Source organism: Rhizobium alarense (assembly GCF_021555155.1).
In the GTDB taxonomy this organism is placed as follows: Bacteria; Pseudomonadota; Alphaproteobacteria; order Rhizobiales; family Rhizobiaceae; genus Rhizobium_D; species Rhizobium_D alarense.
This window is the reverse complement of the sequence record NZ_JAKGBU010000014.1, coordinates 44,202-70,888: the sequence shown is the minus strand read 5'-3', so window position 1 is coordinate 70,888 and position 26,687 is coordinate 44,202. Positions and strand designations below refer to the sequence as shown.

General features: G+C 62.2%; 23 protein-coding genes and 2 pseudogenes. 6 read left to right on the top strand and 19 right to left on the bottom strand.

Translation table 11 applies throughout. From position 1 onward, the window contains the following. Positions 1-559: 559 nt before the first annotated feature. The 4 genes from LXM94_RS06685 to LXM94_RS06670 all read right to left on the bottom strand — a co-directional run bounded on the left by LXM94_RS06685 (position 560) and on the right by LXM94_RS06670 (position 6,655). Positions 560-3,733, bottom strand: a complete 3,174-nt coding sequence (locus tag LXM94_RS06685) for an efflux RND transporter permease subunit (protein WP_235770380.1) — start codon at positions 3,731-3,733, stop codon at positions 560-562. Beyond that, entirely contained in the window at positions 3,730-5,169 is a 1,440-nt protein-coding gene (locus LXM94_RS06680; protein ID WP_235770379.1) for an efflux RND transporter periplasmic adaptor subunit, read from the bottom strand. Before LXM94_RS06680 ends, LXM94_RS06685 begins: the two co-directional genes overlap by 4 nt. Beyond that, entirely contained in the window at positions 5,166-5,573 is a 408-nt protein-coding gene (locus tag LXM94_RS06675) for a FixH family protein (RefSeq protein ID WP_235770378.1), read from the bottom strand. Before LXM94_RS06675 ends, LXM94_RS06680 begins: the two co-directional genes overlap by 4 nt. A gap of 185 nt (positions 5,574-5,758) precedes the next feature. Next, a complete protein-coding gene (locus LXM94_RS06670; RefSeq protein WP_235770377.1) occupies positions 5,759-6,655 on the bottom strand; it encodes a transposase in 897 nt (298 codons plus the stop codon). A gap of 421 nt (positions 6,656-7,076) precedes the next feature. On the opposite strand from LXM94_RS06670, the gene LXM94_RS06665 reads away from it, so the two are divergent. From LXM94_RS06665 to LXM94_RS06650, 4 genes are all read left to right on the top strand, one after another. Then, positions 7,077-7,718 carry a DUF1326 domain-containing protein gene (locus LXM94_RS06665; protein ID WP_235770376.1) on the top strand — a complete coding sequence of 214 codons (642 nt, stop codon included), beginning with the start codon at positions 7,077-7,079 and terminating at the stop codon, positions 7,716-7,718. Between the two features lie 9 nt (positions 7,719-7,727). Further along, positions 7,728-8,546, top strand: coding sequence for a DUF2182 domain-containing protein (locus tag LXM94_RS06660; protein ID WP_235770375.1), 819 nt, complete (start codon positions 7,728-7,730; stop codon positions 8,544-8,546). A 253-nt stretch (positions 8,547-8,799) separates the two neighbouring features. Then, positions 8,800-9,075, top strand: coding sequence for a metal-sensing transcriptional repressor (locus LXM94_RS06655; RefSeq protein ID WP_235770374.1), 276 nt, complete (start codon positions 8,800-8,802; stop codon positions 9,073-9,075). A 9-nt stretch (positions 9,076-9,084) separates the two neighbouring features. Beyond that, positions 9,085-10,335, top strand: coding sequence for a nickel/cobalt efflux transporter (locus LXM94_RS06650; protein ID WP_235770373.1), 1,251 nt, complete (start codon positions 9,085-9,087; stop codon positions 10,333-10,335). Between the two features lie 488 nt (positions 10,336-10,823). Here the strand turns inward: LXM94_RS06650 and LXM94_RS06645 are convergent, their stop codons facing one another. From LXM94_RS06645 to LXM94_RS06635, 3 genes are all read right to left on the bottom strand, one after another. Then, positions 10,824-12,926, bottom strand: coding sequence for a copper-transporting P-type ATPase (locus LXM94_RS06645; protein WP_235770386.1), 2,103 nt, complete (start codon positions 12,924-12,926; stop codon positions 10,824-10,826). A 142-nt stretch (positions 12,927-13,068) separates the two neighbouring features. Beyond that, positions 13,069-14,535: a multicopper oxidase family protein gene (locus LXM94_RS06640; RefSeq protein ID WP_235770372.1), complete on the bottom strand. Its 1,467-nt coding sequence runs from the start codon at positions 14,533-14,535 to the stop codon at positions 13,069-13,071. A gap of 76 nt (positions 14,536-14,611) precedes the next feature. Beyond that, positions 14,612-14,950 (bottom strand): hypothetical protein, encoded by a 339-nt coding sequence (locus LXM94_RS06635; RefSeq protein WP_235770371.1) that lies wholly within the window; start codon positions 14,948-14,950, stop codon positions 14,612-14,614. 208 nt (positions 14,951-15,158) lie between these two features. Between LXM94_RS06635 and LXM94_RS06630 the strand changes: the two are divergent. Further along, a pseudogene (locus LXM94_RS06630) lies at positions 15,159-15,322 on the top strand (IS481 family transposase); the annotation flags it as partial. An 83-nt stretch (positions 15,323-15,405) separates the two neighbouring features. Here LXM94_RS06630 and LXM94_RS26145 read toward each other — a convergent pair. After that, positions 15,406-15,870 (bottom strand): hypothetical protein, encoded by a 465-nt coding sequence (locus tag LXM94_RS26145; RefSeq protein WP_329605592.1) that lies wholly within the window; start codon positions 15,868-15,870, stop codon positions 15,406-15,408. On the opposite strand from LXM94_RS26145, the gene LXM94_RS06625 reads away from it, so the two are divergent. Next, entirely contained in the window at positions 15,757-16,455 is a 699-nt protein-coding gene (locus LXM94_RS06625; RefSeq protein WP_329605590.1) for a LamB/YcsF family protein, read from the top strand. The two genes, LXM94_RS26145 and LXM94_RS06625, sit on opposite strands and share 114 nt — an antisense overlap. 426 nt (positions 16,456-16,881) lie before the next feature. Here the strand turns inward: LXM94_RS06625 and pqqE are convergent, their stop codons facing one another. The 11 genes and pseudogenes from pqqE to LXM94_RS06570 all read right to left on the bottom strand — a co-directional run bounded on the left by pqqE (position 16,882) and on the right by LXM94_RS06570 (position 26,653). Beyond that, positions 16,882-17,970: a pyrroloquinoline quinone biosynthesis protein PqqE gene (pqqE, locus tag LXM94_RS06620; protein ID WP_268965043.1), complete on the bottom strand. Its 1,089-nt coding sequence runs from the start codon at positions 17,968-17,970 to the stop codon at positions 16,882-16,884. Then, on the bottom strand, positions 17,967-18,239 hold the full coding sequence (gene pqqD, locus LXM94_RS06615) for a pyrroloquinoline quinone biosynthesis peptide chaperone PqqD (RefSeq protein ID WP_235770369.1): 273 nt from the start codon (positions 18,237-18,239) through the stop codon (positions 17,967-17,969). Before pqqD ends, pqqE begins: the two co-directional genes overlap by 4 nt. Beyond that, positions 18,236-19,006 carry a pyrroloquinoline-quinone synthase PqqC gene (pqqC, locus tag LXM94_RS06610; protein ID WP_235770368.1) on the bottom strand — a complete coding sequence of 257 codons (771 nt, stop codon included), beginning with the start codon at positions 19,004-19,006 and terminating at the stop codon, positions 18,236-18,238. The genes pqqD and pqqC overlap by 4 nt, the downstream gene beginning before the upstream one ends. Beyond that, the gene (gene pqqB, locus LXM94_RS06605) at positions 19,003-19,926 is read right to left on the bottom strand and encodes a pyrroloquinoline quinone biosynthesis protein PqqB (protein ID WP_235770367.1); all 924 of its coding nucleotides are present in this window, start codon (positions 19,924-19,926) and stop codon (positions 19,003-19,005) included. Before pqqB ends, pqqC begins: the two co-directional genes overlap by 4 nt. Beyond that, positions 19,898-19,999: a pyrroloquinoline quinone precursor peptide PqqA gene (gene pqqA, locus LXM94_RS06600; RefSeq protein WP_235770366.1), complete on the bottom strand. Its 102-nt coding sequence runs from the start codon at positions 19,997-19,999 to the stop codon at positions 19,898-19,900. Before pqqA ends, pqqB begins: the two co-directional genes overlap by 29 nt. A 135-nt stretch (positions 20,000-20,134) precedes the next feature. Beyond that, positions 20,135-20,569, bottom strand: a complete 435-nt coding sequence (locus LXM94_RS06595; RefSeq protein ID WP_235770365.1) for a pseudoazurin — start codon at positions 20,567-20,569, stop codon at positions 20,135-20,137. A 95-nt stretch (positions 20,570-20,664) separates the two neighbouring features. Further along, positions 20,665-22,857: a PAS-domain containing protein gene (locus tag LXM94_RS06590; protein WP_235770364.1), complete on the bottom strand. Its 2,193-nt coding sequence runs from the start codon at positions 22,855-22,857 to the stop codon at positions 20,665-20,667. Continuing rightward, positions 22,854-23,378, bottom strand: coding sequence for an FIST signal transduction protein (locus LXM94_RS06585; RefSeq protein WP_235770384.1), 525 nt, complete (start codon positions 23,376-23,378; stop codon positions 22,854-22,856). Before LXM94_RS06585 ends, LXM94_RS06590 begins: the two co-directional genes overlap by 4 nt. A gap of 3 nt (positions 23,379-23,381) precedes the next feature. After that, positions 23,382-24,107 (bottom strand): annotated as a pseudogene (locus tag LXM94_RS06580) (FIST signal transduction protein); the annotation flags it as partial. Then, on the bottom strand, positions 24,085-24,807 hold the full coding sequence (locus LXM94_RS06575) for a response regulator (RefSeq protein WP_235770363.1): 723 nt from the start codon (positions 24,805-24,807) through the stop codon (positions 24,085-24,087). The gene LXM94_RS06575 and the pseudogene LXM94_RS06580, both read right to left, overlap by 23 nt. A gap of 79 nt (positions 24,808-24,886) precedes the next feature. Further along, positions 24,887-26,653 (bottom strand): PQQ-dependent methanol/ethanol family dehydrogenase, encoded by a 1,767-nt coding sequence (locus tag LXM94_RS06570; RefSeq protein ID WP_235770362.1) that lies wholly within the window; start codon positions 26,651-26,653, stop codon positions 24,887-24,889. Between the last annotated feature and the right edge of the window lie 34 nt (positions 26,654-26,687).

Here is a 26,687-nt window from a genome sequence, read left to right as displayed (position 1 = left end):
ACATTCCGCCCGCCGCGGCAGAAGAACGATACTACGCCATGCTGGACGTACCAGCCATGGCCGCATAACTTAAACCAAACGGTCTCCGGCAAACCCGGCGCGGTTCAGACCGACGATCTCATGGAGCACACGTCTCCGGTCGGGTGGGAGCACATTGCATTCTCGGGCGATTTCCTGTGGGATCGGGCTGCGCAAGCCAAAGCTCGGAAATCCCTCATCCTGCCTAGAGGAACGCGCGCCGCATAGAATGTTCTCCGCCCGTTCACCCTTGCCGTTGTTTAGCGGGACATCAACGCGATGTCCTCCGTTACGATGCCGTAATGGGAGGAAGACACCCCATCTGCTCTACCATTGTACTGCCCCAAAAGGGCGCGCGCGATTTGGTCGCCCGCGTCATAAACCCTCGGGGCACGCCGCGGGCGCCGTCTCAACGGAAGAACAGATATTTGATCAGCGCCGTGATCGCGAGGATGACCACGGCAAGGCCAAGGAGACCCGCGAGGCCCATGCCCCACATCATGGAACTGGTAATCATATCGTTCATCATCGTATCCTCCCTTCATTCGGCTGCTTCCTTGAGCACCAGGGGTCCGGCCTCTTCGATGACCGCCTCAGTGGCGGCGGGCGGCAGCCGCCATCCCTTGATCAAGCCGTAGATGGCCGGGATCACCACCAAGGTCAGGACGGTCGACGAGATCATCCCCCCGATCATCGGCACGGCGATGCGCTGCATCACCTCCGATCCCGTGCCGGTGCTCCATAGGATCGGCACGAGACCTGCCATGATCGCGACCACCGTCATCATCTTCGGCCGAACGCGCTCAACGGCCCCGAGCATAATTGCCTGATAGAGGTCCGCGCGGCTGAACGAGCGGCGTTGTTGCCTCCTCTCCGCCCTGACCTCCGCCATGGCCTGCTCCAGATAGATCAGCATGACGACGCCGGTTTCTGCCGCAACACCCGCGAGCGCGATGAAACCGACGGCGACCGCCACCGACATGTTGAAGTCGAGCCACCACATCAGCCAGATGCCGCCGACCAGCGCGAAGGGCAGCGACAGCATGACAATCAGTGTCTCGGTCAGTGCCCTGAAGTTCAGATAGAGCAGCAGGAAGATGATCAGCAGCGTCACCGGCACGACGATCTTCATCCGCGCCTCGGCCCTTTCCAGATATTCGAACTGGCCGCTCCAGCCGACCGAATAGCCGGGCGGAAGCTTGACCGCTTCGGCGACCGCTTGTTGCGCCGCGGCAACGTAACCGCCGAGATCGCGCCCGGTGATATCGATGAAGATGTAGGTGGCAAGCTGGCCGTTCTCGGTGCGGATCGAGGTGGCGCCACGGGTAAGTTCCACCTTCGTCACCTCCCCCAACGGCACGGCGCCGCCGCCGGGGAGCGGCACCTGCACGTCCGTAGCGATCGCTTGCGGGCTCGAGCGGAAATCTCGGGGGTAGCGAACGTTGACGCCGTAGCGCTCGCGGCCTTCGACGGTCGTTGTCACCGTCTCGCCGCCGAGTGCCGTGGCGATCACATCCTGCACCTCGCCGACGGTCAGGCCATAGCGGCCGAGCGTTTCGCGATCCGGCACGATGTCGAGATAGTAGCCGCCGATGACCCGTTCGGCGTAGGCGCTCGATGTGCCCGGCACGGTTTTGAGAACCGTTTCGATCTGGCGGGCGATCTTTTCCATCTCGGTGAGATCGGTGCCGAACACCTTGACGCCGACCGGCGTGCGGATGCCGGTCGACAGCATGTCGATGCGGGCACGGATCGGCATGGTCCAGGCGTTCGACACACCGGGGAACTGCAGCGCCTTGTCCATCTCGGACTTGAGGCTGTCGATGGTCACACCCGGACGCCAGCCGCTCTTCGGCTTCAGGTTGATGATCGTCTCGAACATCTCGGTCGGTGCCGGGTCGGTGGCCGTCGCCGCGCGTCCGGCCTTGCCATAGACGCTTTCGACCTCCGGAAACGATTTGATGATGCGGTCCTGCATCTGCAATAGTTCAGCCGCCTTGGTCACCGATAGGCCCGGAAGCGTCGTCGGCATGTACATCAGCGTGCCTTCATTGAGGCTCGGCATGAACTCCGAACCGATCTGCCGTGCCGGCCCGATGGAGGCGCCGAGCAAGACGAGTGCCAGCAGGATGGTCAGCGTCTTTGCCCGCAACACGCCGCGAATGACCGGCCGGTAGACCCAGATCAGGAAGCGGTTGATCGGATTCTTGTGTTCGGGAATGATCCGGCCGCGGACGAACACGACCATCAGCGCCGGGACGAGCGTCACCGACAGGATCGCGGCGGCTGCCATCGCAAAGGTCTTGGTGAAGGCGAGCGGGCCGAACATCCGCCCTTCCTGCGATTCCAGTGTGAAGATCGGCAGGAACGATACGGTGATGACGAGAAGGCTGAAGAACAGTGCCGGGCCGACCTCGCTCGCCGCGTCGATCAGGATCTTGACCCGCGGTTTGTCGGGCGGCGCACGCTCGAGATGCTTGTGTGCATTCTCGATCATCACGATCGCCGCATCGATCATGGCGCCGACGGCAATCGCGATGCCGCCAAGGCTCATGATGTTGGAACCGAGCCCGATCGCCTTCATGGCGCCGAAGGCCATCAGGATACCGACCGGCAGCATCAGGATGGCGACGAGCGCGCTCCTCAGATGCAGGAGGAACACCACGCAGACGAGAGCAACGATCAGGCTCTCCTCCAGCAGCGTACCCTTCAGCGTTTCGACGGCCGCCTCGATCAGCTGCGAGCGGTCATAGACCGGCACGATCTGGGCGCCGCCGGGCAGGCTGGCGGAGATATCGGCGAGCCGCTGTTTGACGTTGTCGATGACGGTCAACGCATTGGCGCCGAAACGTTGCAGCACGATGCCGCTCGCCACCTCGCCCTCGCCATTGAGCTCGGTAATACCGCGCCGCTCGTCCGGGCCGATCTCGACCCGGGCGACGTCCCTGATGCGCAGCGGCACGCCACGGTCCGACCTCAGGACGATGGTTTCAATGTCGGCCGGAGATTTGATGTAACCGCGGCCACGCACCATGAATTCGAATTCGGAGAGTTCGAGCGTGCGTCCGCCGACATCCTGGTTGCTGGCGCGCACCGCATCGCGCACCATCGACAACGAAATGCCCTGCGCCCTCAGCCGCGAGGGATCGACGACGATGTTGTACTGCTTGACGAAACCGCCGACGCTTGCAACCTCGGCGACACCTTCCGCCTTCGAGGCGGAGAAGCGCACCACCCAGTCCTGCAGCGAACGCAGCTCGGCGAGCGTCATCTCCTTGGCGACGACGGCATATTGGTAGACCCAACCGACACCGGTGGCATCCGGCCCGAGACCCGGTGTCACACCCTGCGGCAGGCGCTGCGCCGCCGCGTTCAGATATTCGAGAACGCGGCTGCGCGCCCAATAGGGATCGGTGCCATCCTCGAAGATCACATAGACGAAGGAGACGCCGAAGAAGGAGAAGCCGCGCACCACTTTCGACTTCGGCACGGTGAGCATGGCCGTCGTCAGCGGATAGGTGACCTGGTCTTCGACCACCTGCGGCGCCTGGCCGGGATAGTCGGTATAGACGATGACCTGGACATCGGAGAGGTCGGGGATCGCGTCGAGCGGCAGGGTCTTCAGCGCATAGAGACCACTCAGAACGGCAAAGGCTGTCGCGACAAAGACCAGGACGAGATTGCGTGCTGACCATGAGATGATGTTGGCGATCATGGTTTTTCCTCCCCGGGCTCGAGCGCATTGAGCGCAGAGTTCAGATTGCTTTCGGCGTCCAGCAGGAAGTTTGCCGCCACGACGACGCGATCACCGGCTTCCAGGCCTCCGGTCACCTCGGTTTGCTCCTCGCCGCGAAGGCCGAGCGTCACATTACGTGGCTCGAAACGTCCCTCGCCCCGATCGAGGAAGACCAGCTGCCGCTCTCCCGTGTCGATGATGGCGCTGTTGGGAACCGCAACGACCGGTCTGTCTTGGCCCGCGCTGATCTCCACATCCGCATACATATTGGCAAGCAGCAGTCCGTCCGGGTTGGCAAGTTCGATGCGGACCTTCGCGGTTCGTGTTTGTTCCTGGATTTCCGGGTAAACCAGGGCGACAGAGCCCGTGAACACCTTGCCCGGAAGACTGCGCATGGTGATATTTGCCTCGGCGCCCACCCGTATGGAGTCGAGCTGATGTTCGGGCACATCCGCCACAACCCACATATGTGAGGTATCGGCGATCCGGAACAGCACGTCGCCCGGTTTGGCCATCATACCTGCAGAGGTGGCCCGCTCCAGCACCACGCCGTCAACCGGTGCGTCATAGGACATGCGCGCAGGCACCTTCAGATCCTTTCGGATCGCATCAATGACCTGCTTGGAAAGTCCAAGATTGGTAAGCTTCAGTGCTGTGCCCGTACCGTCATCAACGTTGCGGCCTTGTCGTTGCTCGGTGACGAATTCCGCGCCAGCGGATGCGATCTCCTTCGAGAAGAAGTGGAACAGGCTTTCATCCGTCGAAACCCTGTCGCCCGTGGTGACGTCTGCCACATCCTCGATGAAGGCGTCAGCCCGCATGGTGACCACGCTGATGCGGCGCTCGTCGAGAACGACGGTTCCCGGCACACGAACTGCGCGCCCGACCGGGGCGAGTTCTACCTTGGCGGTGCGAACGCCCGTTCGCTGCAGCTTGCCCGGCGACACCTTGACCGTGGAGCTATCCTGATCCTCGCCCTCGTAGACGGGAATATAGTCCATTCCCATCGAATCCTTCTTCGGGGTCGGCGAGGTATCGGGCAGTCCCATCGGATTGCGATAATAAAGGATTTTCTTGTCCCCGCCCGTCGATACGGGCGTCGCCTCAGCCGGCTTCTCCACGTCAAAGCTAACGTCCTCGCTCGCCTGTACCGCCAGGAAATCTCGGCCGTCCGCCGTTTTCCTTGGCGTTGCCGAATAGGCCGGACGGCCGTCCGGATCGCGATAATAGATGATCGGCCCTGATCCAGCTGTCTCCGTCGTCGCGGCATCTGCCACGACGTCATCGACGCTGATGACGGAACGAAGCCACGAAAGGTCAGGCAGCACGACACCACGCTGTCCGGCCCACAGGCCACCAACCCCTGCCGCGACAATTGCGGCGAGGGTGAAGCCGGTTCGACCCAACCTGCTCATGGGATGGCCTTGAACTCGAGCTTGTTTTCGAGCGTGCCCATCTCGCCCTGGACCTTGGCGCCGAGCGAAAGACGCCAGCCGCCGGCCATGGAAATCTGCGCCTTGAAGCGGTAGACGCCGGGATCGGACGAAGGCACGGCCTCAATGGGTGCGGCCATCATTTCCATGCCGTCCGGCGCCATGTCGACGCGTTGCGCGAAAATGACTGCGTCGGAGACGGCCTTGCCGGAGCGCTTGTCGATAAGCCGCACGGCGATCTCAGCTTCGCCGCCCTGCTTGATCTCGCGTCTGACGAGTTGGAATTCATAGTCCTGGATGCCGGCCCAGGCGTTGGTGGAAAGAGCCGGAAGGGTCAGGCCGGCCAGCGCCGCGGCGGCCGCGGGCTTCAAAGAAAAAAACGTCATCGTTGGTTCCTGAATTCATCGTTGTTCGTGCAGCCATGGTGCAAAGCCATGCATTCACCGCCCGGCGCTTGGCCGAACGGCTGAGAAGGCCACGATGAATTCAGGTTCTTGGAGGCCGGTCGGGCGGCGCGCCGATCGTAGGATCCCGCATCCGATCCGTGTAGCGGTCGACATTGGCGGCGCGATCAAGACGAAACAGGGCGAATTCCCGTTGCGTCGTGCCTTGAACGCATTTGGCCATGCAGACGGTCGCGAGAGGGCAGGATTTCTGGCAGTCGGGGCGAGACTGTTTTTGATCGGGGCAGCAGGACATGTCGTCCGGCATCGCGCCCAAGTCCGTCATATGCGTCATTGCCCGTGCAGCCGCCACCGACGCAACCGATGGCGCCGCCATTGGTGCAGTCAGTATGCCCAGGATCGCGAGGATCGAGAGCAGCCGGGGAATGAGCGACCACGATCTCATGGCCGCAAGACATGGCATAATGTGCAGCGCAGGGAAAGTGGGTGCCGTTCACGTTTCCGCCAGCCGCGATGCTACACTGCGACAGAAGGTCTGTTCCCTGCGGGCCAAGCGATCCTCGATTTGGACATGTATTCGGTTCCAGGTGCTTGAGCCAATGACCCTCGCCATCATCTTCACTTGCCAATGGAACAATCGTCGCATCGACAAGCGTACCGGTCTTCACCCGAATTGCCCCGGCCTTGAGTTGGCCGGTGATCACGTCGAACAGGGGTTTATCCAGACCGTGTGCGACAAGGCTCCGGCGGAACCGAACGAAGGCAGTGCGCTCTGGCTTGGGTTTCGAGCGGGAAAAGCCGCAAGACCGGCGAAACGAAGCACGATCGTCGAGAGCCTCGGCCAGCGTCACGTCCGACAAGTCGTAGCAGATTGACAGCAGCATCGCCTTGAAAAGGGCCAGCGGTGGCCAGGCCGGTTCGCCCTTGGCCGCGCACGATATACCGACGAGCGCTTGGTCAACCGCTGCCCAGTCGATCAGGCCGGCAAGATCATCGAGCGAAGAGGCGACACGCCGACCGACCGCAAACCCGAATGCTTCCTGCCCAATCCTGCGGCGGCTCATCACACACCTCCATCATTCGACAAAGGAATTGAATTATCCATAAAGTCAGCCGCTATAAATCTCCGCGCGCAGGTTTTGATCACCTGCAGCCGCCCCGGTTTTTCAGCACCGCGTCCCCGCAGGGGGCGACACCGGGTGCCGGTTCAAACACGCGCAATGTCTCGTTCTCCCTGCGAAACGAGAAGTCCCGGTCCATGAGCTCGATCTTTTGCTTCGCAGACTTGCGAATATGCCATTGGGGAAGCGGGAGAGTTGTTTTTGATAGGCTGCCTGGCTGTCGGCGGGCACTGCAAATTCAAGGAAGGCGATTTCGCCGTCGCGGTTCCGCCAGGCTGTTCTCCCTGCCAGCAGCCTCTATCGCTTACCTTGCTTAAGTGGTATCTGTATTAGCTGTCATCGGGACCAGTCTTGGGAGGCCGACGTGACACCTTGGGAAATCGACGCGACGGAAATCGCGAACTGCAATTGCAATTTTGGATGCCCCTGCCAGTTCAACTCTCTTCCGACCTATGGCAGTTGCGAAGCGGCTGCGGGCTTCATCATTAAGAAGGGCCATTTCGGGGACGTCCGGCTGGACGGCGTGAAGATGGCTTTGACCGTCAAGTGGCCTGGCCCTATCCATCTCGGCAATGGAACGATGCAGTTGGTCGTCGACTCCGGTGCGACGCCGGAGCAACGGGAGGCCGTGGAGAAGATCGTCACCGGGAGCGACACCGAGGATATGGCGACCATGTTCTGGGTCTTCAGCAAGATGTCTCCAAACAGACTCGAAACGCTGACAAAGCGGATCGATGCGCAAGTCGATGTGGAGACGCGGACCGGATACGTTCGGGTGGCCGATGTATTTGAACTTGGCGTCGAGCCGATCCGTAACCCGGTGACCGGCACGGAGCATAGGGCGCGCATCAACCTTCCGCACGGCTTCGAATACCGCGTGGCGGAAATGGCCAGCGGCACCACGAAGACGTTCGGAGCGATTCCGCTTGAGAAAAACAAGGGAACGCACGCGCATATCTGTCGAGTTTACATGAACGGGCACGGCGTTATCGACCATGCCGCGTGAGCGTGCGCCGTGAAGCAGCCAACCGTCGAACGCCTCCTTGCCCGTGACCGCCTGATCGTTGTCACGTCTCTTTTGAGTGTCGTGGTTCTTTCCGCCTGCTTCACGCTGGCGGGCGGCGGAACAGGGATGTCGTCTCTCGCCATGTCGATGGAGACAGGTCCTGCTGGCGCGCTCATCGCCGGCGTGCCGGATATGGTAAGCCCGGTGATCTGGACGCCTGGCTATGCGGTTGTCATCTTCGTCATGTGGTGGCTGATGATGATCGCCATGATGGTGCCGAGTGCTTCGCCGGCTGTTCTTCTCTACGGAGCGCTCAACCGAGATCGGGGCGCTTGGGGCGCGCTTGAATTTCTCTTCGGCTATCTTGCCGCATGGGCGGCGTTCAGTGCCGCGGCGACCGCCGTCCAAGGCCTCCTGTCGGCGAGCGGATTTGTTTCCGCGATGTACATGAACCTCGTCGCGACTTATCTCGCCGCGGCGGTGATGATCGGTGCCGGGCTTTACCAACTGTCTCCCATGAAGGCCGCCTGCCTTGACCACTGTCGCAGTCCGGTCGAGGTCCTTACCCGTCATCGGCGTACCGGGCGTGCGGCGGCATTTCACATGGGACTCGTCCATGGCGGCAACTGCCTGGGCTGCTGCTGGGCGTTGATGGTGCTCCTGTTTGTCGGCGGCGTCATGAACGTCTGGTGGATCGTCGGCATTGCCTTCTATGTCGCCATAGAGAAGCTGGCTTCCGGCGGAAAGCGCGTGGCACAGCTAATGGCGGTGGTGCTGATCGTTGGAGGGGTGACGTTGCTTATCGGATCGCTCGGCGCGCGCGCATAAACCTCCGGGAAACGTATCCATGCCGGCCTCAAGAGGGCTCGATGAAGCCACCGGCTACGCCCGCTTGGTCGCTGTCGTCCGATATGCGGTACCCTCTCGCATGTGAGGCCGTCGATTTTCTTACCTTGGACGAATTCGTCCGCCTGCTCGCAGGACACTGCAGAATAGGCGTCAACCGGGCAGAAAAATCCATCCGGCCGGGTGGGTGAGGATTGGCATTGAAATATCCTGTCCAGGAGGATAGGAATGACTCATGACAGAACATCGACACGAATCCCATCCCGACATCGTCAAGCGGCTGAAGCGCGCCGAAGGCCATCTGAAAAGCGTGATCGCCATGATCGAGGCCGGCAGGCCGTGCCTCGACATCGCGCAGCAGCTTCACGCCGTCGAAAGGGCGGTCGAGAATGCCAAGCGCACGCTGATCCAGGATCATCTCGACCACTGCCTCGATGAGACCGTCGGCGCGCTCGACCGCGAGCAGCGCAAGTCGATCGACGAGTTCAAGGCAATCACCAAATACCTGTAAGGAGGCGACATGCCCGGCTTCGCCGAACTGCTCAGCCAGGGATCCGCACATGCCTGGCTTTTCATCCCGAGCGCGATCCTGCTCGGTGCGCTGCATGGGCTGGAGCCGGGCCATTCCAAGACGATGATGGCCGCCTTCATCGTGGCGATTCGCGGAACGGTCATGCAGGCCGTGCTGCTCGGCATCGCTGCGACGATCTCGCATACGGCCGTCGTCTGGGGTATCGCCTTTGCCGGCCTCTATCTGTGGCGCGGCGTCGATGCCGAGACCGTCGAACCCTATTTCCAGCTCGCCTCGGCGGCGATCATCATCGCCATCGCGCTGTGGATGCTCTGGCGCACCTGGCAGGACCAGCGGATGGCAAAGACCGCCGCCGCGCATTCGCATGACGGACATCACGGTTCGCACGATCATGGCGATCACGCTCATCATCACGCGCATGGGCACGATCACGATCACGATCACGATCACGGTCATGGCCATGGCGAGGAGGTGCGCCGGATCGATACCGGACATGGCGTCGTCTCGCTGGAGATCTTCGAGGAGGGCGTGCCACCCGTCTGGCGCCTGCGGACCGAACGGGGCCATGCGTGGCAAGCCGCCGACGTGAAGATCAGCACGGAACGGCCCGATGGATCCGTTCGGGTCTTCGCTTTCGCCGACCGGGGTGACTATCTGGAATCCGTGACCGAAATCCCGGAACCACACGAGTTCATGGCGCGGCTCAGCCTCGGGCATGGCGGTCACAGCCACGACTACGACCTCTCGTTCGTCGAGGGCGAAGGTCACGACCATATGCATGAGGAACTGCGCGGGCTCGAAGTCGCGACCGATGGCTATCAGGACGCGCATGAACTGGCCCATGCCAACGATATCCGCCGCCGCTTCGCCGACCGGAAGGTGACGACCTGGCAGATCGTCCTCTTCGGCCTGACCGGCGGCCTGATCCCGTGCCCCGCCGCCATCACCGTCCTGCTGCTCTGCCTGCAGCTCAAGGAGTTCACATTGGGCTTTATCCTCGTGCTCTGCTTCTCCATCGGCCTTGCCATCACGCTGGTGACGGTCGGGGCGATCGCGGCACTCAGCGTCCGGCACGCGACGAAACGCTGGTCGTGGTTCAGCACGCTGGCACGCCGGGCGCCCTATGTCTCAAGCCTGCTGATCATCGCGGTCGGCCTCTACATCGGCATCCATGGCTGGCAGGGATTGGCCGCGCAGGCCGCTGGCGAGCCGCCTTCCGTTGAGCAGGTGCGCGGGTGAATGTTGATCTTGCGGCTTATTTCGGCCTGCCTGGCTCGGGCGATGCCCGGAGCGTATGGGGGCTATGGGTTCCCGCCCGCATAAGCCGTGACAGAGGTGCATGCATATCTTTGCGTCATTCATATCGATGGTATGTCCTGCCTCGTCCGTCGGGCCGGCCGAGAGCGTCGCGTCTACGGACGCTGGTTACGACTATGACGCCCGGATCCAGATCGATGAAACGAATGGCGACGGGAAGCTGTCCTATATTGGACCCATCGGCCATAGAGCATGCGTCAGATGCGCAGCTCCGGCGGCAGTTGCGGCGGCGGGAATCGAGTACCCGATAGGCCCGCCGGCAAGCACAGTTGGCAATTGGAAAGAGGATCTCCGGAAGGCCGTCTTTACGTCATCGATTTCCCGAATGGGCGCTCGATGCATGGCGCCTCTGCCTGCCGGTCACAAAACAAGGCGGGACGCGGATGCTCCACCCCCCGTCCCGCTTGCCGCTATTCAAGCTGGGCGACCCGAACGCTTCGAAGTCTCAGCGAATTCCCGATGACACTTACGGACGACAGCGCCATCGCGGCGGCGGCAATGACGGGAGAGAGCAAAAGCCCAAACGCCGGATAGAGCACACCGGCTGCGATCGGCACGCCTGCGGCATTGTAGACGAAAGCGAAGAACAGGTTCTGCCTGATGTTGCGCATCGTCGCATGACTCAGCTTGCGCGCCCGGGCGATGCCCTGCAGATCGCCTTTCAGCAGAGTGACGCCGGCGCTTTCGATCGCGACGTCGGTGCCCGATCCCATGGCAATCCCGACGTCGGCGGCGGCCAGCGCGGGGGCGTCGTTGACCCCGTCACCGGCCATCGCCACGATCCGGCCCTCTTTGCGCAGCCGTTCAACGATCGCACTCTTGTGTTCGGGCAGGACCTCGGCCTCGACCTCGGAAATGCCGAGCCGGCGGGCAACCGCCTGAGCGGTCGTTCTGTTGTCGCCGGTCAGCATGACGACGCGTACGCCCTCGTCGAGCAGTGCCTGCACGGCCGCCGGCGTGGTCGCCTTGATAGGATCGGCAATCGCGACCAGGCCGCCGGCAACTCCATCGATGGCCACGAACACGACTGTTGCGCCTTCGTTGCGCAATGCCTCAGCCCGCGGGGTCAGATCCGATACGACGATGCGGGCCTCCTCCATGATCCGATGGCTGCCGATCACGAGCCGTTGGCCGTCGACAATGCCTGTCACGCCCTTTCCGACGGGACTGTCGAAATCCTCGGCTTTGCCAAGCGGCAGTCCGCGTTCGTTCGCAGCATCGACAATGGCAGCGGCGATGGGGTGCTCGCTTGCACGCTCGAGCGTCGCCGCAAGCCGCAGAACTTCGGTATCGGAAAGACCGTTGGCGGGTTCCACGGATGTCACCTTCGGTTTGCCCTCGGTCAGAGTTCCGGTCTTGTCAACCACAAGCGTATCGACCCTCTCAAAACGCTCAAGGGCCTCCGCATTCTTGATGAGCACGCCCATGCCGGCCCCTCTGCCGACGCCGACCATGATCGACATTGGCGTTGCAAGCCCAAGGGCGCAGGGGCAGGCGATGATCAGGACGGCGACCGCAGCGACCAGGCCATGGGCGAAACGGGGTTCCGGCCCGAAGATCATCCAGGAAGCGAATGCCACGACGGCGATCAAGATCACTGCTGGAACGAACCAGCCGGAGACTTCGTCCGCCAGCCGCTGGATCGGCGCGCGCGAGCGCTGCGCGTCTGCCACCATCCGGACTATGCGCGAGAGCATCGTGTCGTGGCCGACCTTCCTGGCCTCCATGACGAAGCTGCCGGTCTGGTTCATCGTCCCACCGATGACGGATCCCCCGACCTGCCTGGTGACGGGCATCGACTCGCCGGTGATCATGGACTCGTCGAGGGAACTTCGGCCCTCGACAAGCACGCCGTCGACGGGAACCTTCTCTCCAGGACGGACGCGCAGACGATCGCCGACCACGACGGCCTCCAGGGTGATGTCTTCGTCTGTCCCGTCGGGACGGACGCGTCGTGCGGATGTGGGAGCCAGGTCGAGCAACGCACGAATAGCGCCTCCTGTTTGCTCGCGTGCTCCAAGTTCCAGGACCTGCCCCAGCAGAACCAGCACCGTGATGACGGCTGCCGCTTCAAAATAAACCGCCACCGCCCCCTCGGCCGATCGGAAGGTTTCTGGAAAGAGACCGGGGGCAGCTGTCGCAACAGCACTGTAGGCCCAGGCCACACCTGTACCCATGGCGATCAGCGTGAACATGTTGAGGCTTCGTTCGACCAGCGACTGCCACGCCCGTGCGAAGAATGGCCATCCGGCCCACAGCACGACCGGTGTCGCAAGCGCAAGCTGCAGCCGGTTCGAGGCCTGCGCTCCAATCACCATATGGAGATTTGTCAGATGGCCGCCCATCTCGAGGGCCAGCACCGGCAGCGAGAGCATGAGTCCGATCCAGAACCTGCGGGACATGTCCACAAGTTCGGCGCTCGGGCCAGTTTCCACCGACGGCATCTCCGGTTCGAGGGTCATGCCGCAGATCGGGCAGTTGCCTGGCTCCGACCGCCTGATCTGTGGATGCATGGGGCATGTGTAGAGGGTGCCTGCGCGGGCTGCCCCGGCGGGCGTCCGGGGTTTTGCTCCATCCTGATGGATCTGCACGCCCGTTTGGCTGTCGCCGGCGTGATGATGGTGATGGTCGTGCGTCATAACCCGCTCGCTCTCGTCACGCGTCGTCATAGCTGACAAAGGACATCATCCCGGCGGCCATGTGGTAGAGATGGTGGCAGTGAAGCGGCCATCGCCCCGTATTGTCGGCGTCGAACTCGATGACCACCTGGGACATCATCGGTAGCATGACGGTGTCGCGGACCGCCCCGCTGAATGCGGTGCCGTTTATCTCGACGACCTGAAAATGATGACCATGCAGGTGCATCGGGTGCGACATCATCGACATGTTGCGCATCGTGATCCTGACCCGTTCGTTCCTGTTCACATTCAGGGATTCCGAGGTCTCGATAGCCCAGGCATAGGACACCATGTCGCCCATCAATGTCGCGCCGTATCGACGGGCAGGCGAGCGCCCAACCAGCGGCACTGCGGCGCGCAGCTTCTCCTCCAGCGCGAGATCAAGGACCGGCGCCATTTCCGATCCTTTTGCCGATATCTTCGTGACCGCCGCTTCCGGAGTTGCGAGAATGATGCCGGTTCGCTCGGCTGCTCCTTCCCGAAGTGCCAGAATTGGGAAACTCTTTTGCGCGGAGGGAAGTTGCAGGCGGATGTCGACGCGCTGGCCCATGGAGATCGGGAAGCGGTTGCCAGCGACAGGTATGATATCCTGTCCGTCCACCGCGACGAGCGATCCGGCAACTGCCCCCGTGTCGATGGTGAAGGCGGTTGCCGTCGCGCCATTGATAATCCTGAGGCGGATGCGTCCACCTTTCTCGACGCGAACGACCTCCGGATCGTCAAGCGTCCTGTCATTGGCGAGATAGGCATCGTATTCGATATCGTTGACATCCATGTCCGCCATACCCGGCATGGTCATACCCTGATGGTTCATCGGCATTTCGCCACTCTTCATCATCGGCATCATCCGTTGCATCATGCCCTGATGGCCCATGTTCATTTCACCATGGGTTGAACTGCCGCTCTTCAGACCGGCGAGAAGCTCCTCCGGCGACTTGAACGAGAAGTCATGGAGAAGGATGACAACGTCCTGCTCGTCTCGAGCCAAATCTTCCGCCGTCCGTACAATGAGAGGTGCGGCAAGAAGGCTCTGTTCCTGCAGCGTGTGGGCGTGCATCCAGTGGGTTCCGCCCCTACCGACAGGGAAATTGTAAATCCGGTTCTGTTTGCTGGTTAAAAGAGCGGCGGGATTGTCCGGAACACCGTCCATATGCCATGGCGGCGTCAGTCCGTGCCAATGGATGAGCGTGCTTTCCTCGGTGTCGTTGTGGAGCCTGACGTTGAAATCGGTGTCGGCCACGAGTTCCAGGCCCGGTTTCCCGCCTGGGCCCGTCAGGCCGAATACGGTGGCTGCACGACCGTTGACCTCGAGCGTCCGCTTGCCGATGGCGAGGTCCTGCGGCGTGGCGGCGGCGTGCGCACCGCCGGTTGGCCAGGTGTTGAGGAGCGGATAGGTGGCGGCTGCACTGGCGGCGAGCGCCTTGAGAAATTGGCGGCGATACATGATGTGTCTCTCGATCTGCGTCGCAATGGCCGACGCTGCTGATGGGTTGCGTGTGCCCGCTGGCGCGGACGCTGCATCAGGCAATTGATCGCGGCGGCTCGAAGCCCGGAGATGGTGTCCGTCCGGACAGGCAGGTGGATGGTCGTGCCAAGGAAGCGCCGGGAAATTCCGCTTCAGCTATTTCAGCCGAAGGTGCCGCCGCGTCCATGCAGGCCATGCATATGCTGCCGCAGCATGCTTCATGTGTTGCATCCGGTTGATGGTGGGATGCCGGCTCTCCGGCGGAATGCGTCTGAGCGATATCGGCGCATTGTCGAACGTCGCCATGGGCGGTCGGCAAGCCGACAAACACCGCGAACGCCAACAACGCGGCGCTCAATATGCGCAAGACATAACGGCGTGTCGTCGGTTCCATGGCATTCCCCAAACGGCGTCAGATTAACCTGTCCGCGCCTCCCGGCCTTGACCTGCGTCAAGCGTGGTTCTCACGGCAACAAGGCTAGTCCCTCCCATGATGGCAAGGTCAAGCACATGTTTGCGGACGACGTGGCGAGGGCGAGGGGAGCCCGGGGTATCTGGTTTTTGATGGTGCATTGTTTGCCTTTGACTGGAAGGAGGCACGTATGGGCCGTGTTCTACAGGGCGGTGCCGCAACGATAGAGGCAGTCCGTCGAGCAATGCAAAATAGGCAAGAGAGCCTGAGAGCGCTTTCGAAACGCTACAGGGTCAATCAGAAGACGGTCGCCAATGGACGAAACGTACGTCCCTTGCCGACCTTCCGACCGGTGCCGCACCCGTCTTGGCTTTCGTGTGAGGTGGCGCCGGATCTTGGAGCGAGCCCTCTCCACACGCAATTCGCCACTGAATCTCTTAGGCTTTCTGCACGCCATGAGCGTCGTCGCTCGCCGCGAATGAGTGGGCAAGCTCGGCCAGTATGTCGTTGACTGCCAGAGCGGGCTCCGAAAGCGGGAACTGGTCTGAGACGCAGAGCGATATCTTGACGTTCATTGACGGCTTAACGATCCGGAGCACGGCGACATGTTCGTCGGAATCGCGCACCGCATTGGCCGCGGACCAGGGAAGGATTGTCGAGCCTATATCGTCGGCTACGGAACACCCGTTTTCGAGCTCATTGCGCGTAGCTGACGGCAAGGAAGGAATTGGAATGCGGATCTCGGCGAGGGTTTCGGCCCGTACACGATTGCCGACGACGCGGCGCTGATGCCGCTGATCACGTCGGCCAACGTCGCCTGCGGTTATCACGCCGGCGATCCTGTCATCATGGATCGCACGGTGCGGCTGGCGCGGGAACATGGCGTCGATCTGGGCGCTCATGTCAGCTACCCCGATCGCATGGGTTTTGGACGCCGGCCGATGGCAATGGATGCCAATGAGCTGGAAAAGCATATTCTCTACCAGCTCGGGGCATTGCATGCGATCGCGCGGGCAACCGGGCATCGCATCACTCATCTCAATCCGCATGGCGCACTCGGCAACCAGGCCTCCGCCGACCCGGCCATCGCCGAAATCCTGGTCAAGGCAACCTTCTCCTTCGATCCGGATATGCGCTTCCTCGTCCTACCCGGTTCGGCGCTGGAACAGGCGGCATCGGGCATGAGCATGAAATGCCATCACCTGTTTCTGGCCGACCGGGCTTATACTGCCGACGGCCATCTGGCGCAGCGGGCTCTGCCGGGAGCCGTCATCCAGGACGAAGGTGCGGTGATCGCGCGTGTTCTCCGTCTTCTTCGTAAGGGCACTGTCGAAGCGATCGACGGGCAGGTCATTGATATGCATGCCCGCTCCATCCTCGTGCATTCGGATACGCCGGGGGCCGTGCCGCTGGCGCGCGCGATCCGAAAGGCGCTGTCGGTCAAGGGCGTCGCGTTCACGGCCCTGTCAAACATGACTGAGGCGTGATCCAGGATCGCCTTTGCGGCTTGTTTTCCCGGCTGGAATTCCGGGAGAACACGTTGCTGGCAGGATTTAAATTCTTCAGTTCTTCCGGACGCCCCCACGCGGCTCCATCCCACAAAAGCGGACAAACCGGTCGCGGTTGGCGGCGCCTGGGAGGCATGTGGTTCGCAAGCGCATTCCAGGATTGCGTTGCGCCGGAACTGCTGGTCACCGAGTGAAACCCGGCTGGCCGATCCTCGACGTGAATATCCGAACGGCGCATCATATCCTGCTATCAAGTTACGAATATGAACTTGTTAACTATCTGTCATTCCATTCTTGTTGCTGGTAAATGCGACAGAGTGCCGATTTGCACTGAGAGCCGGCCCTCCAGGGGGCAGGGAAATTTGCTCGGGGCGCAACCTGCACCTCGCGTTCCGGCTTTGTCTTTCACTGCGCAAGCGTGCGATATTTGAATGGCGGTGGTGATGCAGCCGTTTGTGAAATCGCGTCGTCCACGACGGACCGGGCGGGTGAATGGCGGCAGACCGGGTCGGTTACGGAGGGATCGGAGGCAAGGGCCATTGCCTGGCAGCGGCACCCACCGTGGTCACGGTCGCGACGGGCGCAACTGCGACAGGGATCTTGCATCCATTCGTGGCCGCGGAATGCATTGAAGGCCGATCCATCGTACCAGATCTCGGCGAGATTGCGGTCTGTTACCCGGTCGAACTGAAGCCCCGGTATCGTCGCTGCGGCATGGCACGGCAAGACGGTTCCGTCGGGGGCTATGTTGATACCGGTCGAGCCCCAACCTCCCATGCAGGCCTTGGGATAATCGGCATAGTAATCCGGGGGAACAAAGTCGATCGTCATACGACCGGCATAGGCCGCCCGAGCGCCGGCAACGACATCCTTCGCGCGGAGAACCTGGTCTCGGGAGGGCAGCAGCGCCGCCCGGTTTGCCAACGCCCACCCATAGAACTGAACGCAGGCAATCTCGACGCGCCGCGCGCCGAGATCCGCTGCGAATGCGATTGCATGCTCGATATCATCGATCGTATGGCGGTGCATGACAGCATTGACGGTGAGCGGAACGCCACGGCGGCAGACTTCCGCGGCAAAGGCGACCTTGCGGGCAAAAGCGCCGCTGTAACCGCCGATCCAGTCCGCCTTTTCGGCGGTCGTCGCCTGCAGCGAGAGTTGCACATGATCAAGCCCCGCGGCCTCAAGGGCATCGAGCCGCTTCGGCGTCAAACCGATGCCGGAGGTTATCAGATTCACGTAAAGCCTTGCTTCGCGTGCTGCCTTGACGAGATCTTCAAGATCGCGCCGCGATGCCGGTTCGCCACCGGAAAGATGAAGCTGCAAGACGCCGAGATCGGCCGCCGCGTGAAAGACACTCTCCCAGACGTCCGTCGACATTTCCCGGTCGCGCGCTACCAATTCGAGTGGATTGGAACAGTAGGGGCAGGACAGGGGGCAGCGATGCGTCAGTTCAGCCAGCATAGCGATCGGCGGGCCCGGGCGATTGGTCATTGGTAGTCCATCAGACGCTGGGCAACGAGCCCGTCGAGGAAGGTGCGAACGTCGGCCGCCACATCTGGCTGAGGCGCGCCATACCGCTCCGCCAGCCGGGCTGCTATCGCCGCGAGCGTCGATCGGCCGTCCACCTCCCCAAGGATGGCGGCGCCGATCTCGTCGAGCAGCAACGCCCGCTCCGGGACAAGCAGGACCATGGCGTCGCGGACCCGGTCGTGGTGCAGGCGCATGCCGCGTGGCAATAGAGGAACGAGACTGACGCTCATGGACGACCTACCATCTGGCCCTCGCCGGGCTTCCAGGCGCCCGGCGGTATATGACCGTCGACATAGCCGTACCAGAGTGCGTCGAGCTGGGCCCACAGGACGTCGGTCTTGAACGTCAAGGCGGCGACGGCCGCCTCCTGGTCCGCACGGGTCAGGGCCTGGGTCAGGACCCAGTCGAGCGTGAACTGCACGTCCTTCGGCGCCTCCGTCAGGCGGTGGCGGAAATAGGCAATCGTCTCCGGGTCGGCAAAATCGTAGTGCTCCAGCAGGCCGGCGATGCGCCGCGTATGGATGGCGGGCGCAAACATCTCGGTCAGCGAGCTTGCCATGGCGGCGATGAGCGGTTCGTCGCGCACGAAGCGGATGTAGGCGTCGACGATAAAGCGCGTGGCCGGCATCACGCCGCGGCCCGAGGCGACATAAGCGGGATCGAGTCCCACGCCCTGCGCGAGTTTCAGCCAACGGCGAATGCCACCGCCATCCTCGACCGCGCCGTCATGGTCCTCGATGCGGGATCGCCATATGCGGCGTAGGTCCGGGTCGCGACAGCGCGACAGGAAAGCGGCGTCCTTCATGGGTATGGAGGACTGGTACTGCCAGCGATTGATCACCCAGGCCTGCAGTTCGTCCATGGTGCATTCACCGCCATGAAGGCGATCATGAAACCGGTGTTTGTCGTGGTAGCGTTCCTCACCGACGCGACGCAGGCGCGCCTCGAATTCCGCGCGGCTCAACGGCCAGTCGTCATGCTTCGGGCTGCTGTTCATAGGACAATCTCCATCCCGTCCCTTGCGATTTCCCAACCGGCGGCCGTGATAGCCGCACGAGCGTCGCTCTCGGGCATCAGCGCAGAATTCGTGTTGTTGACATGGGTGTAGAGGCGCCGCCCCCGAAGCCCGGAAAGGCGTTCCAGCGAGCCATCCGGTCCGCTCATCGCCACGTGCCCCATGCGGGCTCCGGTCTTGGAGCCGGTACCCGACGCGAGCATTTCGTCGTCGCTCCAGATGGTCCCGTCGAACAGCACCAGGTCAGCGTGCTCCAGCTGTGCTACAAGCCAGTCTGGCAAGGCGGCGCAGCCCGGCAGGTAATGCACGTCGTGCCCTTCCGATTGCAGTCGCAGCCCGACGGTTTGTTCCCCCATCATTTCCAGATCGGGTGTCTCACCTTCCAGATAAAGTGGGATCTTTCCGGGCACCGCATAGGGCGTGATCGTCAAACCGGGACGCGGACTAAAGGGTTGATCGAGGACGACGGTCTTTCGCTCGATCAACGTCGGGTCGAGAACGCCGAAAACCGTGTTCTCCGACAGAACCCGGTGCGTGGCGTCGGTGGCGTATAGCGTCAGGGCCGTTTTCTCGCGCAGCGTGAGAAGACCGGCGATATGATCGACGTCGCCGTTTGTCAGCACCACGGCCTTGACAGGGCTGCTTCGAAGGCTTGTTGGGTGCAGTGATGTGCAGGCGGCAAGCTGATGGCGCAGATCCGGGGATGCATTGAGCAGGACCCAGTCGACACCGTCGGCGCTGACCGCCAGCGTGCTCTGCGTCATCGGGAGGATCAGGCCCTTACGTGCTGCGGTGCACTGCACACAGCCGCAGTTCCATTGGGGCAGACCGCCACCGGCGCCTGCCCCGAGAATGACGATGCGCACCGCGTCCTCAGAACGGGTGTTCGGGATGCGGATCATCTTCCGACGGGCCGTACATGTTGATTTCCATGCCGCAGGCGATGTCTTTGATGACGGGTTTCTTCCAGGCCATTTTCTTCTCCTCCAGAATGTAGAGAGTTGACGCAGTCAGGCTGCACCCACCGGGGCGGCTTCACAATGCGACCAAGGTCTCGATCGCTGGCGTCGCAGTCCCGTCAGGGGCAAAGCAGGTGCAAGTCGAAGCGGTTTATCGAGTTCCCGCCAATGTCTCGAAGGCAGCCGTTATCCGCTCAGCCGCTTTCTTAGGCAGTTTCACCGCTTTCGCCGCGTCGAGATTGGCCGAACCTTCGCCCACGCGGATGAGGGCAACCATGCCCATGCTGAAATGCGGAGAGCACTTCACGCCGTAGAAGCCGGGTTGCGTGACCGTCAGCACGTATTCCTCGTTCACTTTGCCCCTGAAAGGCTTTACACCCTCCGGAAGCAGGCCCTTGATGCCCTCCGCATTGTGGCCCTTGTCCGTCGGGATGAAACGGATCGTATCGCCCGGTGCGGCGGCGATGGCGGACGGTTCGAAGACCATGCTGCCGCTTTCGCCCTTGTTCATCATTTTTATGGTGTGCTCGGCCGCGTGTGTCGCCGAGCTCGCGAGGATCATCAGGGCGGTCGCCGCGCGTAGCATCTTCATGTCCTTCCTCCTCCAATTCAGGTGGAAGGGATGTCCCATCTGCAAGGTCGGGCCGCAATGCGACCTTGGTGCCGGGTCAGCCGGCCGGGTCAGCTGGAATGAAGTACGAAGGCTTCCAGAGCATCGGCGGCGATCGGCTTGTACATGATCTCGATGCCTGCGGCGTCGGCGGCAAGGCGTGTCTGTGGTGTGCGATTGGCCGTGAGGATGCGCGTCGGGCGTTCGCCGTATTCGTCGTGCAAGGCCTGTACGGTTTCGATGCCTGTGAGCGTGCCGTCGAGCTGCTGGTCGACCAAATAGAGATCGGGCACGATTCCGATTTCTTCCAGCAGGGAGAGCGCCTCTTCGCCGCTTGCCGCCTCGAGTACGCTGACCCCGCGGCGCTCCAGCAGCAGAGCGATGGCGCGACGCAGGTCCTCGTCGTTTTCCACAAGAAGCGCGACACGATCGGAATTATCGCCAGGTTCCTCCGGTATTGTCAGCGCGGTCTCCCGATAAGCGGGTGCGGCGTGGTGCGCGACAACGGCCAGATCGACGGCGAAACAGGTGCCGCGTCCAGGCTCCGAATAAAGCGCCAACTGGTGGCCAAGCAGGCCGCAGGCCCTTTCGACGATCGCAAGGCCCAGCCCCATCCCTTCGGACGCGGATGCAGAGCCCTGGATGCGATGAAACTCGCGGAAAATCGATTGCTGTTGATCCACTGCGATGCCTGGTCCAGTGTCGTGCACCTCAAGACGCACATGCCCTCTCAGCCGTCTCGGCCCGACCAGGACACGGCCGGTGCTCGTATAACGAATGGCGTTGCTGATCAGGTTCTGGAGAATGCGGCGCAGATAGGTCGGGTCGCTCGACACGGTAAGACTGCAGGGCAGAATATCGAGCCGAAGACCCTTGCGGGCGGCAATGGGCGCGAATTCATCAGTCAGTTGCTTGAGCAGAACCGAAAGCGATACCGGCCCGATGTCTACCGCGGCTCCACCGGCTTCCAGCCGGGAAATATCCAGCAACGCTCCCAGGATTCCCTCCACGCTGACAAGGGCGTTGTGCGCCTTTTCCAATGTCCCGCACATCGGCGTCGCCCCTGCATCGTCCCGCGCGGCGGCGACGAAGAGTTTTGCCGCTGAAAGCGGTTGTAGGAGGTCGTGGCTCGCCGCCGCGACGAAGCGGACGCGGGCGGAATTGGCGCGCTCCGCTTCGGCGAGTGCTGCCGCCAAGTCTCCGGTGCGCGCTGCCACACGCGCCTCAAGCGAGCTGTTCGCCCTGATCATCGCGTGGATGGCGAGACGCTCGCGCGTCACGTCGGCGAACGACATGACGAAGCCACGGCCAGGCATTTCCTGGGCGAAGGCGTCGAGAACAACGCCGGATGCGTGCCGGAGTTCGAAAGAAAGCGGTTCGCGTGGAACTCCGCCGTCGACCCAGTGGCGAAGCATGTCGGCGGAGAACCCGTCGCCGAGCGTTGTTGTCCTGGCAATACGATCGGCCAGCAAGTCAAAAGGGGTCCCGCGGCGCAGCAGCCTGGACGGGATATCGAGTAGCTGCGCGACCCGGCTGTTCCAGCCGACCAGCCTGCGATTGGCATCGAAGATGCCGACACCCTGGTTGATGTGCTCCAGCGTCGCGCGGATCATTCGCGCCTGGTCGTCCAGGAGCTTGCCGCGTTCAGAACGCTCCATGCGGATGATGTCAGTGATGTCGGTCTGGAGAATAACGGTACCGCCATCGGCGGTCCGTTGCTCGCTGACCTGAAGCCAGCGGTCGCCGCTGAGCCCGACATTGAAGACCTGCCGCGTCCGATGCAGTCGCATGCGTTCCGCCGCCCAGGCCTTGATCGTCACACCCTCGGGAAGGGCGAGCATCGTGGAACGGCTGACGATCTCCACATAGTCGGCGAAGGCAATGCCGGGAGAGAGCTTCGGGCGAACATCGACAAGGTCGCGACAGAAGCGGGAATTGCAGAGGACGAGCATGTCGGAGGGATCGAAAAGCGCAAAGCCTTCATCGACTGCCTCGATAGCCTGGGACAGGTCGCGCCTGGCTCGCTCCGCGGCGCTGTTGGCATCGTTGAGTTGCTTCAGCGTCGTCTCGAGGTCGCGCGTACGTTGGCGCACCCGGTCCTCCAAGACGGCCGCGCGGCGGAATTGCTCGAAAGCCGCGCCCCTGTCGCCGGAACTCTGCTCAACATGGCGAATGAGGGCATCGGCAATGACAAGCATCCTTTCGAGGTTTTGCGCGTCGCCAATGGTCGGGTCGAGCAGGTCTTCGGACAAGCGCTTGTTCATGGATCGCTTCCCGAGACGCTGGTGCCGGGTGGGTAGAAGGCAAAGCCGGTCATCGTGTGGTTGACGTGCATCGGGCCAATCTGTTCGCCATAAGTGGAGAATCCGATCACGCCATGTTGGCGCAGAAGCTCCGAAACCCGTCCGGTCATCTGCTTTTCCTGGGCCTCGACGCGTCGCAAGATGCAGTCGAAGGCGAGGATGGCAACAGGGTCGCCCGGTTGCTTCAGGGCCTGCAATTCACTGGCCAGGTGGTCCACGAGATCGTGCGGCTCGGCAATCGTCAGCACCATGCCCTCGTCAATCGCGGAAAAGAACAGGAGCTCTCCGGACGGAAGAACACGCTGGATGGCGCGCACGTGCTGTCGCTCACCCATCCGGACCGTGAGCGGGTGGATCGCGAATGTGAGGGTGTCGATGCTCGTCGGCTGCATGCCAATGAGGCGGGCATATTCGTGCACGGCGGGTTCGGCATTGATTTTCCGCACGATGCGGGCGGCCGGGTCCGCTTCCGTCACGACCATCCGCCGCTCCGTCGGCCTGATATGATCCATCTTGAAAGCCCGCAGGGGACAGGCGCCGCGCATGACGGAAATTATTGCGGCATTCGCGAGAAGCCGCTCTCCGTCGAAGACGAGGGTCTCGCGGAAATGCGTGCCGTCACCGGCCGAGCCGCCGATGAGCGGCATTGCCCCTGTCCCCGCGGCTAGCGCCGAAGCAAGCTCGTCCTCGCGCGCAGACAGTCCGTCGACGAGGAGCAGCGCGAATTCCTCCGGGAGATGTCCGTGATCGCGGGCGAGCGATTGTCTTATATGGAGCAAGGCCTCCGAAAGGTCGCTTGCCACAAGGTGGGACAGATCGGGAATGAGCAGCGTTTCCGCCGCAAAATGGCGAATGCGGAAACCGACAGCGACGATGCTTCCTTCGTCATAGCCGGCGCCGGAGATTTCTCCGGCGGTGGTACAGCCGGCGATGCGCGTATCCGGCCAGGCTTTTGCCGCGTCCACAACGATCGATGGCACCTCGGCCTCCGGCGATACAAACAACAGGACAAGCGAAAACGGGCCGGGGCCGAGGTTTGCAGCCAGCCGCTCGATCGCGTGGACGTCATGCGCCGATGCGAGCGCATGCGCAATGAACTGTTCTTCCACGGGTGATGGCCTCCTCCGCCGTTTCCCCCGCCAGCAAGTTAGAGCATCTGCCGTGGCCGAGAACCAGCACGGATTCCGTTCATGCGTCGGTCGCCATGACATTGAAACTCGCCTCTTGCGCGAAGAGCACGGCCTGCATGCGCGTCTGCACGCCGAGCTTGCGCATAATGGCGGTGACATGGGCCTTTACAGTGGTTTCCGCGATGGAGAGCTCATAGGCGATGTGTTTGTTCATTCTGCCTGCGCAGACGAGCTGGAGGATGCGCGCCTGCTGGCGCGTTAGCAAGGCCAGCCGCTTCACCGCTTCTTCGGATGGCGTGGGTGCCGAGGCTTCGAGTGCCATGCGGCTCGCGTGGATTTCTCCCCGCGCTATGACGGCGAAGGCTTCGCGGAACTCATGGCGCTCGGAATGCTTGGGAACAAAGGCATTGACACCGGCCTTCAGCGCAGCCCGAACGACGCGGATCTCATCGAGTGACGACACGACGACAATCAGCGTTTCCGGCAGGGCACGGCGCAGGCGTATCACCCCGTCAAGCCCATTTACGTCAGGAAGATTGAGATCAAGCACCACCACATCGGGGAGGGGCCCTGATTCCAGTCTGGCCAGCGCCGCCTCCAGCGTCCCGACGGCTTCGACGTCGGGAATTCCGACCGAGCCCGTCAGGGTCATCGCCAGCGCATCGCAGAAAAGCGGATGATCATCCACGATCAACGCCGATTTTAGCTCGCGCACGGGTTTCTCTGGGGCTGGAACTGGCATCACGCGATATTCCCGAATAGGCTGGCGATAGCTTAACATCGATTTCGTCCGTCTTCATCGGCCTTGAGGGTTCTATTGAGAAGCAGGAAGCCGGGCGTTTCCGCCCGGCCCCACCTTCTCAATCCAGCGATGCCAGCTGTTTCGGTAGACGGAAGGTCCAGACCATGCCGCCCTGGTTGAGATAGTTGACCTTCTTGGCGACTTCCCCGCCCCAGAGCGGAACTGCTCCGCCCCAGCCGGAAATCACGGAGACATATTGCTCGCCGTCCTGTTCCCAGGTGACCGGTTGGCCGACAATGCCGGAGCCAGTCTGGAACTTCCAGAGTTCCTCGCCGGTCTCGTTGTTGAGCGCGACGAAATCGCCTTCGGGTGTGCCGAAGAAGACGAGGCCCCCGGCAGTGGTCATCGCGCCACCCCAGAGCGGGGCGCCGTTCTTGTATTCCCACTTGATCTCGCCGGTATTGGGGTCGATCGCCTTTAGACTGCCGATGTGATCCTCGAAGAGCGGCTTGATGGTGAAGCCCGCGCCAAGGTAGGCGGCACCCTTCTTGTAGCTGATCGGTTCGTTCCAGATATCCATGCCCCACTCGTTGGAGGGAACATAGAAAAGGCCTGTCTTCGGGCTGTGGGCCATCGGCATCCAGTTCTTGCCGCCGAGGAACGAGGGGACGGCGAAGACCTGCTGGCCCTTCGATCCGTCCGCCGCAGCCGACGGATCGCCCGGGCGATTGTCCTCGTTGTAGATCGGCCGGCCCGTTTCATCGATGCCTTTCGCCCAGCTGATATTCTTCACGAAGGGATGGGCAGCGACAAACTTGCCGTCCTCGCGGTTCAGCACATAGAAGAAGCCGTTGCGGTCGGCAGTCGCAAAGCGCTTGTTGCCGTCCTTATCGATGAAGGGAACGACTTCGTTCACTCCGTCGAAATCCCAGCCCTCGCGCGGCGTGGTCTGGAAATGCCACTTGATCTCCCCGTTCTCCGGGTCGATGCCGAGGCGGGATGCGGCATAGAGGTTGTCACCCTTGTTGCCCTCGACCGGCTTGCCGGCGGCCCGCAGGTGGCCGTTCCACGGCGAGGGATTGCCGGCGCCAAAAACCAGAGTCTTCGTGTCTTCGTCGTAGGAGCCGCCGAGCCAGGTCGCACCGCCGCCGGTCTTCCACATGTCACCCGGCCAGGTCGCGTTCAGCGTCCCGGTCATCGTGCTTTCCTTGCCCTGGTAGGTGCCCATGTGGCCCTCGATCACGGGCCGGGTCCAGACAAGCTCGCCGGTCTCGGCATTGCGCGCCTGAACTTCGCCGACGATGCCGAATTCACCGCCGGAATTGCCCGTGATGACGAGTCCGTTCACGATCAACGGCGCGGCGGTATAGCTGTAGCCTTCCTTGTAGTCGGCGATCTTCTTGTTCCAGACGACGTCGCCCGTCTTGCGGTTCAGCGCCACGAGGCGAGCATCGAGCGTGCCGAAATAGATGTTGTCGCCGAAGATCGCCGCACCGCGGTTGACCACGTCGCAACAAGGCAGGATGCCTTCCGGCAGGCGCGCATCATACTGCCAGAGTTCCTTGCCGGTCTTGATGTCGATGGCGTAGAGGCGGCTGTAGGAGCCGGTGATATACATGGTGCCATCGTAGATGATCGGCTGGCTTTCCTGACCACGCTGCTTCTCACCGCCGAGCGAGAACGCCCAGGCCGGCAGCAGATTCTTCACGTTCTTCGTGTTCAGCGTCTCCATCGGCGAGAAACGTTGCAGGCCGCGTCCCATGCCGTTGGTCAATACGTCGCCGACGGTCTCGGCGTCCTTAGCAAGATCTTCTTCCGTTACGCCCGCCTGTGCGGCACTTGCGCAGGCGATGGCCGCAATCGCGGCCAGAACGAGACTCCTCATGACATCCTCCCACTCCATGCCCGCAGCAGGGTGC

Excerpts from the sequence above, each read along its gene's own strand:
- LXM94_RS06685 (WP_235770380.1), bottom strand. The coding sequence starts at position 3,733 with ATGATCGCCAACATCATCTCATGGTCAGCACGCAATCTCGTCCTGGTC.
- LXM94_RS06680 (WP_235770379.1), bottom strand. The coding sequence starts at position 5,169 with ATGAGCAGGTTGGGTCGAACCGGCTTCACCCTCGCCGCAATTGTCGCG.
- LXM94_RS06675 (WP_235770378.1), bottom strand. The coding sequence starts at position 5,573 with ATGACGTTTTTTTCTTTGAAGCCCGCGGCCGCCGCGGCGCTGGCCGGC.
- LXM94_RS06670 (WP_235770377.1), bottom strand. The coding sequence starts at position 6,655 with ATGAGCCGCCGCAGGATTGGGCAGGAAGCATTCGGGTTTGCGGTCGGT.
- LXM94_RS06655 (WP_235770374.1), top strand. The coding sequence starts at position 8,800 with ATGACAGAACATCGACACGAATCCCATCCCGACATCGTCAAGCGGCTG.
- LXM94_RS06650 (WP_235770373.1), top strand. The coding sequence starts at position 9,085 with ATGCCCGGCTTCGCCGAACTGCTCAGCCAGGGATCCGCACATGCCTGG.
- LXM94_RS06645 (WP_235770386.1), bottom strand. The coding sequence starts at position 12,926 with ATGCATCCACAGATCAGGCGGTCGGAGCCAGGCAACTGCCCGATCTGC.
- LXM94_RS06640 (WP_235770372.1), bottom strand. The coding sequence starts at position 14,535 with ATGTATCGCCGCCAATTTCTCAAGGCGCTCGCCGCCAGTGCAGCCGCC.
- LXM94_RS06635 (WP_235770371.1), bottom strand. The coding sequence starts at position 14,950 with ATGGAACCGACGACACGCCGTTATGTCTTGCGCATATTGAGCGCCGCG.
- LXM94_RS06625 (WP_329605590.1), top strand. The coding sequence starts at position 15,757 with ATGCCGCTGATCACGTCGGCCAACGTCGCCTGCGGTTATCACGCCGGC.
- LXM94_RS26145 (WP_329605592.1), bottom strand. The coding sequence starts at position 15,870 with ATGAGCGCCCAGATCGACGCCATGTTCCCGCGCCAGCCGCACCGTGCG.
- pqqE (WP_268965043.1), bottom strand. The coding sequence starts at position 17,970 with ATGACCAATCGCCCGGGCCCGCCGATCGCTATGCTGGCTGAACTGACG.
- pqqD (WP_235770369.1), bottom strand. The coding sequence starts at position 18,239 with ATGAGCGTCAGTCTCGTTCCTCTATTGCCACGCGGCATGCGCCTGCAC.
- pqqC (WP_235770368.1), bottom strand. The coding sequence starts at position 19,006 with ATGAACAGCAGCCCGAAGCATGACGACTGGCCGTTGAGCCGCGCGGAA.
- pqqB (WP_235770367.1), bottom strand. The coding sequence starts at position 19,926 with ATGATCCGCATCCCGAACACCCGTTCTGAGGACGCGGTGCGCATCGTC.
- pqqA (WP_235770366.1), bottom strand. The coding sequence starts at position 19,999 with ATGGCCTGGAAGAAACCCGTCATCAAAGACATCGCCTGCGGCATGGAA.
- LXM94_RS06595 (WP_235770365.1), bottom strand. The coding sequence starts at position 20,569 with ATGCTACGCGCGGCGACCGCCCTGATGATCCTCGCGAGCTCGGCGACA.
- LXM94_RS06590 (WP_235770364.1), bottom strand. The coding sequence starts at position 22,857 with ATGAACAAGCGCTTGTCCGAAGACCTGCTCGACCCGACCATTGGCGAC.
- LXM94_RS06585 (WP_235770384.1), bottom strand. The coding sequence starts at position 23,378 with ATGGTCGTGACGGAAGCGGACCCGGCCGCCCGCATCGTGCGGAAAATC.
- LXM94_RS06575 (WP_235770363.1), bottom strand. The coding sequence starts at position 24,807 with ATGTTAAGCTATCGCCAGCCTATTCGGGAATATCGCGTGATGCCAGTT.
- LXM94_RS06570 (WP_235770362.1), bottom strand. The coding sequence starts at position 26,653 with ATGAGGAGTCTCGTTCTGGCCGCGATTGCGGCCATCGCCTGCGCAAGT.